Below are 11,695 nucleotides of genomic sequence, written 5' to 3'. Positions count from 1 at the left end.
CTGAGCCGCTCTTCCGATCTGTATCATTCTACGGCTGTTGGTTTACTTCATTACGCAAAAGACAGTCAAATAAGCGATGACATTGAATACAGCGAACCTAAACGCCAATCAATGTCGAGTTTAATTGGTCGTTTACGTAATTGGATACAAAAAGAGTTTTAACCTGAATAGCAGGAAAAACGGAGATAACAAATGTTTGAACCGATGATGGAAATGTCTGACGATGCCGTAATCAAAGTCGTTGGAGTTGGTGGCGGTGGTGGTAATGCCGTTGAACACATGGTGCGTGAGTCTATTGAAGGCGTAGAATTCATCAGTGTCAACACGGATGCACAAGCACTTCGTAAAACGAGTGTTAACAGCGTTATTCAGATTGGTGGTGATATCACTAAAGGTCTTGGTGCAGGCGCTAACCCTCAGGTTGGCCGAGATGCAGCATTGGAAGATCGAGAAAGAATTAAAGAAGTTCTGAGCGGTGCCGATATGGTATTTATAGCCGCTGGAATGGGCGGTGGTACTGGAACAGGTGCTGCGCCAGTTATCGCTGAAGTAGCAAAAGAATTAGGTGTATTGACCGTTGCTGTTGTCACTAAGCCATTCAGCTTTGAAGGTAAAAAACGTTTAGCCTTTGCTGAACAGGGTATTGAAGAGCTATCTAAGCATGTTGACTCATTAATTACGATCCCTAATGAGAAGTTGCTTAAAGTTCTTGGACGCGGCGTGACTTTGCTAGAAGCGTTTGGCAGTGCTAACGATGTACTGAAAAATGCGGTTCAAGGTATTGCCGAGCTGATCACTCGCCCAGGCATGATTAACGTCGATTTTGCCGATGTACGAACAGTGATGTCAGAAATGGGTCATGCAATGATGGGCAGTGGTGTTTCAAGAGGTGAAGACCGTGCTGAAGAAGCGGCTGAAACCGCCATTTCCAGTCCATTATTGGAAGACATTGATTTAGCGGGTGCGCGTGGTGTTCTTGTTAACATTACAGCGGGTCTAGATATGCGCTTAGATGAGTTTGAGACAGTGGGTAACACTGTTAAAGCATTCGCCTCTGATAATGCAACGGTTGTGATTGGTACTTCTCTTGATCCAGACATGACTGATGAAATCCGAGTGACAGTGGTTGCTACTGGTATCGGCACAGAGAAGAAACCTGATATTACATTGGTTGCTGGCGGTAAAGCGAAAGTAGCTCCGGTTACTCAGCCACAAACTTCAGCACCAGCGAAAACTGAGGAAAAGGCGGCACAGCCTTTGCAAGAAAAACCTCAAGTTGCCGCTCAAACAGCAACGACACCGACAACGTCAAACTCAGGACAAGCAGCAACAGCGCCTAAGCCTGAGAAAGAAAATGCGTATTTAGATATTCCGGCATTTTTACGTCGTCAAGCTGATTAATAATTGTACGTAATTTGACAGTGTTCAAAATTATGTTAGCATGCCCGGTCTGTGTCACAGCAGACCGATATATGTAGCAAGTTTATTAAGGGTAGTAGATGATTAGACAACGTACATTGAAAGAGATAGTGAAAACAACTGGTGTGGGACTCCACTCTGGTCGTAAAGTCACACTTACTCTTCGCCCTGCTGCTGCAAACACCGGTATTATTTATCGTCGTACCGATGTCAATCCTCCTGTCGATTTCCCTGCTGACCCTGAGTCAGTAAGAGATACCATGCTTTGTACTGCTTTAGTTAATGAAGACGGTGTCAGAATCTCGACGGTAGAGCACCTCAATGCGGCGCTTGCAGGTATGGGGATTGATAACGTAATCGTTGAAGTTGATGCACCTGAAATTCCGATTATGGATGGCAGTGCGAGCCCATTTGTATTCTTATTACAGCAGGCCGGTATTGAAACTCTAAACTCACCAAAACGCTTTATTCGTATTAAAAAACCAGTACGTTTTGAAGATGGAGATAAGTGGGCAGAGTTTGTTCCGTTTAATGGCTTCCGTATGGATTTCGAGATTGAATTCGATCACCCTGCAATAGAGATCGATGAACAACGATTGCAGTTTGATTTCTCTTCTCAAGGGTTTATCAAAGACATCTCTCGTGCTCGTACCTTCGGTTTTATGCGTGATATTGAGTATCTTCAATCGCAGAATCTGTGTTTAGGCGGTAGCTTTGATTGTGCTATCGTACTTGACGAATACCGTATTCTTAATGAAGAAGGCCTTCGTTTTGCTAACGAGTTTGTGACCCATAAAGTCCTCGACGCAATTGGTGATTTATACATGTGCGGACACGCCATTATCGGTGAATTCCGAGCTTATAAATCAGGCCATGGTTTGAATAACCAACTTTTAAGAGCGGTTCTTGCCGATCAAGAAGCATGGGAATGGGCGACGTTTGAAGAGGCGGCTGGCTCTCCAGTAGCGTTTGCGGACCCTAGTTTCGTTATTGCTTAGATTATAAAAAAACCAGACTGATAAGTCTGGTTTTTTTAACTTCCAATATTGTTAACGCAAATTATTAGATAGTTAAAACGTCGAGCAGGATATTGTTGCTGCTTGCGCAGACTTATTTCCTATTCCTTCTTTTTGTCTACTTTTCTTTATCTGCCAATTGAGCGATACGCTCCAAACGATCTCGTATTTTCTGTGGCGCCATTTCAGCAACGACCATTAATGCCTGTGCTGCACTTTTGGAAATAGGCGGGCGTTTTATACGGATGTCTTTTTCTTTCGCCAAATCGGTCTTTCGATAGAGGCTAGGGTTGATTTTTACTTCCAACGAAATTAAACGAGCAAAGCCCACCGCGCGTAAGTGATTCAAAATGGTTAAGCGGTCATAATCAAGCTTCATTTTGATCGAAGCGCTTGCGACTTCAATGAGCAAATGGCTTCCTCGAACATTGGCTGCACGGCAATGTTTAACCACATTGGCAGGTAGAAATTTTTGAAGTTCGCTATTAATAATCAAAATTTCTTTAGCGTGTTGCTGGATCTGGTTGAGCTTTGATTCAGACAGTAGCTCTTGAGTTAAGGTTGGGCGGTGATCTCTCATAGCAGTTCCAAGCGTTGTATTGATTTCATTTTAGTGCATCTAGAAGCTAGGTAATAGCGTTAAATGGGCACAATAGATAACCAATTTTCAAAAAAAATTAAGTGCGCTTCAAACAAATGACGCACCTATTGGTTGTTAGTGATAAAATTCCTTACACTATCGGCACAAATTATAACTATCGCCTTGAAATGTTAACGCCTCATCACAATATCAGTGATACATGATTTATCTCAGTATTCTTAGTTTAAAACTGGTTAAGACTGAAGGCATTTAGAGTAGATCGCATTCGATCTAAATTTAGAGAGATTCATAGCAAATGATAACTAATCTAATGACGAAGGTTTTTGGCAGTCGCAATGACCGAACCTTGCGTCGTCTAAAAAAGATCGTAAAAGAAATAAATAATTATGAGCCGACTTTTGAAGCTCTTACCGATGAAGAATTGAAAGCAAAGACGGTTGAATTTCGTCAACGCCTAGAAAAAGGTGAGTCGTTAGATAACTTACTTCCTGAAGCATTTGCAACGGTCCGTGAAGCATCGAAGCGTGTTTATGGTATGCGTCACTTCGACGTTCAGCTCCTTGGTGGCATGGTCCTAAATGAAGGGAAAATTGCCGAGATGCGTACCGGTGAAGGTAAAACACTCACCGCGACTCTACCTGCTTATCTTAATGCCTTGCCTGGCAAGGGTGTTCATGTCGTCACGGTGAATGATTATCTGGCTCGACGTGATGCAGAAACAAACCGTCCACTGTTTGAATTCTTAGGCATGACGGTTGGCACTAATGTTCCTAATATGCCTCCTCAAGAGAAGAAAGAATCTTACCTAGCGGATATTTTGTATGGAACCAATAACGAGTTCGGCTTTGACTATTTACGCGATAATATGGCCTTCCGTGATGAAGACCGAGTGCAACGAGCAAGATTCTTTGCGGTTGTCGATGAAGTCGATTCGATTTTAATTGATGAAGCGCGTACACCCCTTATCATTTCTGGTCCAGCGGAAGATAGCTCTGAGCTTTACGCTAAGATTAACACTCTGATTCCTGAACTTCAGCGTCAAGAAAAAGAAGATTCGGAAGAGTACCGTGGTGATGGGCATTACACCCTAGATGAAAAATCGAAGCAGGTATATCTGACTGAAACTGGGCAAGAGTTCGTTGAAGAGCTCATGTTGGAAAATGGACTAATGGAAGAAGGGGATACCCTCTATTCACCGACTAACATCAGTTTATTGCATCATGTGAATGCCGCACTTCGTGCACACGTGTTGTTTGAGAAAAATGTTGATTACATCGTTAATGAAGACGGCGAAGTCGTTATTGTTGATGAACATACTGGCCGTACTATGCCAGGGCGTCGCTGGTCTGAAGGTTTACACCAAGCTGTTGAAGCAAAAGAAGGTGTGAAAATTCAAAATGAAAACCAAACATTAGCCTCTATTACATTCCAGAATTTTTTCCGTCTGTATGAAAAGCTGTCTGGAATGACAGGAACGGCAGACACCGAAGCATTTGAATTTCAGTCTATCTATGGTTTAGAAACAGTGGTTGTTCCAACCAATAAACCAATGATTCGTAATGATATGCCCGATGTTGTTTATCGTACTGAAGCAGATAAATTCAATGCTATCATTGAAGACATTAAAGAAAGAGTGGCTAACGGTCAGCCTTCACTGGTTGGTACTGTCTCGATTGAAAAATCAGAATTGCTTTCTAATGCGCTTAAAAAAGCCAAAATTAAACATAATGTCCTGAACGCGAAGTTCCATGAAAAAGAAGCTGAAATTGTAGCAAGTGCTGGTATGCCAAGCGCGGTAACTATCGCAACCAACATGGCAGGTCGTGGTACGGATATTGTACTTGGTGGAAGTTGGCAGGCTAAAGTTGAGCAACTGTCTAACCCGACAGAGGAACAAATCCAAGAAATAAAGAGTGCATGGAAAGTAGTGCATGATGAAGTTCTAGCTTCAGGTGGCCTTCATATTATAGGTACTGAGCGTCATGAGTCTCGTCGTATCGATAATCAACTTCGTGGACGTTCTGGCCGCCAAGGTGATGCGGGTTCATCTCGTTTTTATCTATCGATGGAAGATTCGTTGTTACGTATCTTTACCTCTGATCGTATGGCAGGTCTAATTCAAAGTGGTATGGACGAAGGTGAAGCGATTGAAAGTCGTATGCTTTCTCGTTCTATTGAAAAAGCACAGCGCAAAGTTGAAGGTCGCAACTTCGATATTCGTAAACAATTGCTTGAGTACGATGATGTTGCCAATGATCAGCGAAAAGTGGTTTACGAACTTCGTGATGAGTTAATGAGTGCAGATGATATCAGCGAAATGCTCGAACACAACCGCAACGACGTCCTAACCTCTATTATTGATGAGTACATCCCACCTCAGTCTTTAGAAGATATGTGGGATGTATCAGGCCTTGAAGAACGCTTAAAAAATGATTTTGATCTAGAGGCTTCGATTCAAACATGGCTTGATGAAGACGACAAGCTGTACGAAGAAGCGTTGCGTGACAAGCTACTGGCTTACGCCGTTGAAGTGTATAAGTCGAAAGAAGAAGTAGTCGGTGCAAGCGTACTGCGCAACTTCGAAAAATCAGTCATGTTGCAAACACTCGACACGCTTTGGAAAGAGCACCTAGCTGCGATGGATCACCTTAGACAAGGTATTCACCTTCGAGGTTACGCTCAAAAGAACCCGAAACAAGAGTATAAGCGTGAATCGTTCGAGCTATTTGAAGGGATGCTCGAGTCATTAAAATTTGACGTGATTACGATTTTGTCAAAGGTGCGAGTACAGCAGCAAGAAGAAGTTGAAAGAATGGAAGCTCAACGTCGTGCACAAGCGGAAGAAGCGGCACGCAGAGCCCAAGCTCAACACGCAAGTGCAGAAAATCAGCTAGCGGATGAAAGCTCAGAACACGAAGAAGGTCACCAGCCTGTTGTTCGTGATGAGAGAAAGGTTGGACGTAACGAACCTTGTCCGTGTGGTAGCGGTAAGAAATATAAGCAGTGCCACGGCAAAATAGCTTAAATGAATACCTAATTAAATCGAGTCGCATTAGCGGCTCTTTTTTTAACTAAATACTGTGCTTTAACCTAAATACAAAGAAATACGTAGAACATAACGAGTTTTAAATGAAAAGAATTCATATTGTTGCGGCTATCATTTTTAACACTGATAAGTCAAAAATATACATTACCCAACGACCTGAACATCTGCATAAAGGCGGTTTTTGGGAGTTTCCTGGAGGGAAGGTTGAACAAGATGAGTCTATCGATCAGGCGATGATACGAGAGTTACATGAAGAGATAGGTATCTTAGTGACTAATCAGGCACCGTTTCATTATGTTGAATATGATTACCCTGAAAAATCGCTCAAGTTCGACTTTATTACGATCACTGACTTTAATGGTGAGCCTTATGGAAAAGAAGGACAGCTAGGAAAGTGGGTGGGGATCTCAGAACTGAACGCCTATCGTTTTCCAGAAGCAAACCTACCCACACTAGAAAAGGTCATAAAAGAGTTTGCCTAAGTGCTAGTCAAATTTGGTGTTTGTTGATAGTTTAGTGTGAGTTCGATCAAATACAATGGATCATAGGTTAGATGCCTGACAACAGAGGGAGAAATATTTAATGGTAAGAGTAGCAATAGCTGGTGCCGCTGGCCGCATGGGAAGGAACCTAGTAAAAGCAACGTATAATAATCAAGATGCAAAGGTTGCCTCTGGATCTGAACGTCCAGAATCTTCGCTTGTCGGTATCGATATTGGTGAACTCTGCGGTAAAGGGAAATTTGATATTTCCATTGTAGACAGTCTTGAAAAATCGGTTGATGAGTATGATGTGATTGTCGATTTTACCGCTCCAGTGAATACTCTAGCTAACATTGAGCTATGTAAAAAATACGGTAAAAAAATCATCATCGGCACGACGGGTTTCTCTGAAGATGAAAAGAAACAGATTGATGAGGCAGCAAAAGAGATTGCCATTGTTATGGCGCCCAACTATAGCGTCGGGGTTAACCTTGTTTTTAAATTGTTAGAAAAAGCCGCTAAAGTCATGGGTGATTATTGCGATGTAGAAATCGTTGAAGCGCATCACCGCCATAAGGTGGATGCACCTTCTGGTACTGCCATCGGAATGGGTGAAGCCATTGCAGGAGCGATGGGCAATGAACTCAGCGATGTTGCCGTTTATGCTCGCGAAGGTATTACGGGCGAGAGAACAAAAGATGAAATCGGCTTTGCGACCATTCGAGCTGGTGACATTATTGGTGAGCATACCGCTATGTTTGCAGACATAGGTGAGCGTGTAGAGATTACCCATAAAGCGACTGATCGCATGACGTTTGCGAATGGTGCAATTAAAGCCGCGGTTTGGTTAAATAGTAAACCAGCGGGTTTTTATACCATGGTGGATGTACTGGGTTTGAACGAACTGTAAAGTAAATAGTTATGCGTTGATGAATTTCAACGCATAACTCATCGCATCAATAAATCATTCGGCATATCACTTAAATTCTCCTTGTTTTACCTGTTTTCTCTATTCGTTTTGAGTGTCTCACTTGTTTTTCTCCCTGAGTTACCTAAAAATATAGGTTATCTTGTGTTGTTGAACGTTTGCTTTTTTAAATCCACGCCTTCTTGGGTGCTCTGCTATATTTATGATGAGTATTTCTATATTTGGAGTGATTTATTGAGATGACTTGCTTCCAAACTTGTTTTTTTAACCGCTTTAATGAGAAAAGTGCTACTACCCTAGTAAAGTAGTAATTTGTTTATAGTAAAACTTGACACGTATCACAACCATAATTAGAATACCGCCAATTTGTCTAATTTCCATAAAAACGCTGATTTTCAGCTAAAAGGAAGGTAGAATTGCAAATTAATTCGTTTTTAATGCATTTTTATTCTGGAGGTTGCCTTGATTAAGTCAGCACTGCTAGTCCTAGAAGATGGGACAGTATTCCACGGTGAATCAATCGGCGCAGATGGTTCCGCTGTTGGTGAAGTCGTTTTTAACACCTCGATGACGGGGTACCAAGAAATCCTCACTGATCCTTCCTATTCTCAACAAATTGTCACTCTTACTTATCCTCATATTGGTAACACCGGAACCAATTCCGAAGACGAAGAATCCTCAGCGATTCATGCTCAAGGCCTCGTCATTCGCGACCTCCCTCTTTTAGCTTCTAATTTCCGCAACGAACGTTCTCTTTCTGATTACCTTAAATCGCAAAATATTGTTGGCATTGCTGAGATCGATACTCGCAAACTAACGCGTATTTTGCGTGAAAAAGGCGCTCAGAACGGATGTATTGTTGCTGGCAGCAATATTGATGAAGCATTAGCATTGGTTAAAGCAAAAGAGTTTCCTGGTTTAAAAGGTATGGATCTTGCGAAAGAGGTTACAACAAAAGAAGCGTATCAATGGAAACAAGGTTCGTGGACGCTTACGGGTGGCCTTCCTGAAGCGAAAGACGACAGCGAATTGCCATACCACGTTGTTGCCTACGATTTTGGAGCAAAACGAAACATCTTGCGCATGCTTGTCGACCGAGGCTGCCGCTTAACGGTTGTACCGGCTCAAACCTCTGCTGAAGAAGTGCTAGCGTTAAACCCTGATGGCGTATTCCTTTCAAACGGCCCAGGTGACCCGGCTCCGTGTGACTACGCTATTGAAGCGACAAAGGTATTTCTAGATAAAGGTTTGCCAATTTTTGGCATCTGTTTAGGACACCAAATCCTAGCGTTAGCATCCGGTGCGCAAACGGTGAAAATGAAGTTTGGTCATCATGGTGCCAATCACCCAGTTAAAGATTTAGATCGTGATGTTGTGATGATTACTTCGCAAAACCACGGCTTTGCTGCTGACGAAGAAACCCTTCCAGAGACTCTGCGCGCGACGCACAAATCACTGTTTGATGGTTCTCTACAGGGCATCCATCGTACAGATAAACCAGCGTTTAGCTTCCAGGGTCACCCTGAAGCAAGTCCTGGTCCAGAAGACGCAGCGCCGTTATTCGACCACTTTATTGATTTAATTAAACAGCACACCGCTTAATTCGGAGTAGTAGACAATGCCAAAACGTACTGACATTAAAAGTATTCTAATTCTAGGTGCTGGTCCGATTGTTATCGGTCAAGCCTGTGAGTTTGATTACTCTGGTGCTCAAGCTTGTAAAGCGCTTCGTGAAGAAGGTTACCGAGTTATTCTTGTTAACTCGAACCCTGCAACCATCATGACTGACCCAGATATGGCGGACGCAACTTACATTGAACCTATTCAATGGGAAGTTGTTCGTAATATCATCGCAAAAGAAAAGCCAGATGCAGTTCTACCTACTATGGGTGGTCAAACTGCATTGAACTGCGCGCTTGATCTTGAAAAATACGGCGTTCTTAAAGAATTCGGCGTAGAAATGATTGGTGCAACGGCTGACGCTATCGATAAAGCCGAAGACCGTTCTCGCTTTGATAAAGCAATGAAAGCAATTGGCCTTGAGTGTCCAGTGGCCGATACTGCGAAAACCATGGAAGAAGCGTACAAAGTTCAAGAAATGGTTGGCTTCCCTTGTATCATTCGTCCGTCATTTACAATGGGTGGTACTGGCGGTGGTATCGCTTATAACAAAGAAGAATTCGAAGAAATCTGTCGTCGTGGTTTGGACTTATCTCCAACCAACGAGCTTCTAATCGATGAGTCTCTTATCGGTTGGAAAGAGTACGAGATGGAAGTGGTTCGCGATAAAAACGATAACTGTATCATCGTATGTGCGATTGAAAACTTCGACCCAATGGGTATTCACACGGGTGACTCAATCACCGTGGCTCCAGCGCAAACGCTGACAGACAAAGAATACCAATTAATGCGTAACGCTTCTCTAGCGGTACTGCGTGAGATTGGTGTTGAAACAGGTGGTTCAAACGTACAGTTTGGTATCAACCCGAAAGATGGCCGTATGGTTATCATCGAGATGAACCCACGTGTATCTCGCTCTTCTGCTCTAGCATCTAAAGCTACGGGTTTCCCAATCGCTAAGATTGCAGCGAAACTGGCTGTTGGCTTCACGCTAGACGAGCTAATGAACGACATCACTGGCGGCGCAACGCCAGCATCATTCGAACCAACAATCGACTACGTAGTGACTAAGATTCCTCGTTTTAACTTCGAGAAATTTGCAGGGGCTAACGACCGTCTAACGACGCAAATGAAGTCGGTTGGGGAAGTGATGGCTATCGGCCGTAACCAACAAGAATCTTTACAGAAAGCACTTCGCGGTCTAGAAGTTGGCGCGACAGGCTTCGATGAAATGGTTGATCTAGATGCACCCGATGCGCTAACAACGATTCGTCATGAGCTTAAAGAAGCAGGTTCAGACCGAATTTGGTACATCGCTGACGCATTCCGTGCTGGCATGTCGGTAGATGGCGTATTCAACCTAACGCAAATCGACCGCTGGTTCTTGGTTCAAATTGAAGACATTGTTCTACTTGAACAGCAAGTTAAAGCGAACGGTTTTGCTGGTTTAAATAAAGATGTATTGAACAAGCTTAAGCGTAAAGGTTTTGCTGATGCACGCCTATCTAAGATTTTAGGGGTTGCTGAAAGTGAAATTCGTCGTCTGCGTGACCAATACGATATTCACCCAGTGTACAAGCGTGTAGATACGTGTGCGGCTGAGTTCTCTTCTGATACGGCTTACATGTACTCATCTTACGATGAAGAGTGTGAAGCAAACCCTACAGACAAAGAAAAAATCATGATCTTAGGTGGCGGTCCAAACCGTATCGGCCAAGGTATTGAATTTGACTACTGTTGTGTACACGCATCACTAGCGCTACGTGAAGATGGCTACGAAACTATCATGGTTAACTGTAACCCTGAGACGGTTTCTACAGACTACGATACGTCTGACCGCTTGTACTTTGAACCCGTTACTCTGGAAGATGTACTTGCCATCGTACGTGTTGAAAAGCCTAAAGGCGTTATTGTTCAGTATGGTGGTCAAACGCCACTTAAACTGGCTCGTGAACTTGAAGCGGCAGGCGTTCCAATCATCGGTACTAGCCCAGACGCTATTGACCGTGCAGAAGACCGCGAGCGTTTTCAAGTAGCGGTAGACCGCCTAGGCCTACTTCAACCACAAAACGCAACCGTAACGACAATGGAGCAAGCGGTAGAGAAATCTCGTGAAATCGGATTCCCTCTCGTTGTTCGTCCTTCTTATGTACTTGGTGGTCGTGCGATGGAAATCGTCTACGACGAGCAAGATCTACGTCGCTACTTCAACGAAGCGGTCAGCGTTTCAAACGAATCTCCAGTACTGCTTGATAGCTTCCTAGATGATGCTGTGGAAGTGGACGTAGATGCGATTTGTGACGGAGAGCGTGTGGTTATCGGCGGTATCATGGAGCATATCGAACAAGCGGGTGTCCACTCTGGTGACTCAGCATGTTCTTTGCCTGCATACACGCTTAGCGAAGAAATCCAAGATGTCATGCGCGAGCAAGTTGAAAAGCTGGCATTTGAGCTCGGTGTTCGTGGCCTAATGAATACTCAGTTCGCTGTGAAAAACAATGAAGTGTACTTAATCGAAGTTAACCCTCGTGCAGCGCGTACCGTTCCATTCGTATCTAAAGCAACAGGCGCACCAATTGCTAA

General features: G+C 43.4%; 8 protein-coding genes. 7 read left to right on the top strand and 1 reads right to left on the bottom strand.

Annotated elements, in window-relative coordinates; genetic code table 11:
- Positions 1-192: 192 nt before the first annotated feature.
- Positions 193-1,401: a cell division protein FtsZ gene (gene ftsZ, locus ACP45E_RS14640; RefSeq protein ID WP_017035510.1), complete on the top strand. Its 1,209-nt coding sequence runs from the start codon at positions 193-195 to the stop codon at positions 1,399-1,401.
- 98 nt (positions 1,402-1,499) lie between these two features.
- Entirely contained in the window at positions 1,500-2,417 is a 918-nt protein-coding gene (lpxC, locus tag ACP45E_RS14635) for a UDP-3-O-acyl-N-acetylglucosamine deacetylase (RefSeq protein ID WP_017037740.1), read from the top strand.
- 136 nt (positions 2,418-2,553) lie between these two features.
- On the opposite strand, the gene ACP45E_RS14630 is transcribed toward lpxC, so the two are convergent.
- Positions 2,554-3,015, bottom strand: a complete 462-nt coding sequence (locus ACP45E_RS14630) for a DUF721 domain-containing protein (RefSeq protein WP_017035508.1) — start codon at positions 3,013-3,015, stop codon at positions 2,554-2,556.
- A 316-nt stretch (positions 3,016-3,331) separates the two neighbouring features.
- On the opposite strand from ACP45E_RS14630, the gene secA reads away from it, so the two are divergent.
- From secA to carB, 5 genes are all read left to right on the top strand, one after another.
- On the top strand, positions 3,332-6,061 hold the full coding sequence (secA, locus tag ACP45E_RS14625; protein ID WP_026026582.1) for a preprotein translocase subunit SecA: 2,730 nt from the start codon (positions 3,332-3,334) through the stop codon (positions 6,059-6,061).
- 104 nt (positions 6,062-6,165) lie between these two features.
- Positions 6,166-6,564: an 8-oxo-dGTP diphosphatase MutT gene (gene mutT, locus ACP45E_RS14620; RefSeq protein WP_017037739.1), complete on the top strand. Its 399-nt coding sequence runs from the start codon at positions 6,166-6,168 to the stop codon at positions 6,562-6,564.
- 100 nt (positions 6,565-6,664) lie between these two features.
- On the top strand, positions 6,665-7,474 hold the full coding sequence (dapB, locus tag ACP45E_RS14615; protein ID WP_017035505.1) for a 4-hydroxy-tetrahydrodipicolinate reductase: 810 nt from the start codon (positions 6,665-6,667) through the stop codon (positions 7,472-7,474).
- A 480-nt stretch (positions 7,475-7,954) separates the two neighbouring features.
- Positions 7,955-9,094 carry a glutamine-hydrolyzing carbamoyl-phosphate synthase small subunit gene (carA, locus tag ACP45E_RS14610; protein WP_017037738.1) on the top strand — a complete coding sequence of 380 codons (1,140 nt, stop codon included), beginning with the start codon at positions 7,955-7,957 and terminating at the stop codon, positions 9,092-9,094.
- Between the two features lie 16 nt (positions 9,095-9,110).
- The coding region (carB, locus tag ACP45E_RS14605) for a carbamoyl-phosphate synthase large subunit (RefSeq protein WP_069585171.1) at positions 9,111-11,695 on the top strand (2,585 nt) is incomplete at its 3' end.

It is taken from the genome of Vibrio genomosp. F10 str. 9ZD137 (assembly GCF_049974785.1).
Classification (GTDB): Bacteria; Pseudomonadota; Gammaproteobacteria; order Enterobacterales; family Vibrionaceae; genus Vibrio.
The sequence above is the reverse complement of the archived record's forward strand: the minus strand, read 5'-3'. Positions and strand labels throughout refer to the sequence as shown.

What these genes read in the sequence shown, in the direction of transcription:
- mutT (WP_017037739.1), top strand. Translation starts at nt 6,166, where the DNA reads ATGAAAAGAATTCATATTGTTGCGGCTATCATTTTTAACACTGATAAG.
- ACP45E_RS14630 (WP_017035508.1), bottom strand. Translation starts at nt 3,015, where the DNA reads ATGAGAGATCACCGCCCAACCTTAACTCAAGAGCTACTGTCTGAATCA.
- secA (WP_026026582.1), top strand. Translation starts at nt 3,332, where the DNA reads ATGATAACTAATCTAATGACGAAGGTTTTTGGCAGTCGCAATGACCGA.
- ftsZ (WP_017035510.1), top strand. Translation starts at nt 193, where the DNA reads ATGTTTGAACCGATGATGGAAATGTCTGACGATGCCGTAATCAAAGTC.
- dapB (WP_017035505.1), top strand. Translation starts at nt 6,665, where the DNA reads ATGGTAAGAGTAGCAATAGCTGGTGCCGCTGGCCGCATGGGAAGGAAC.
- lpxC (WP_017037740.1), top strand. Translation starts at nt 1,500, where the DNA reads ATGATTAGACAACGTACATTGAAAGAGATAGTGAAAACAACTGGTGTG.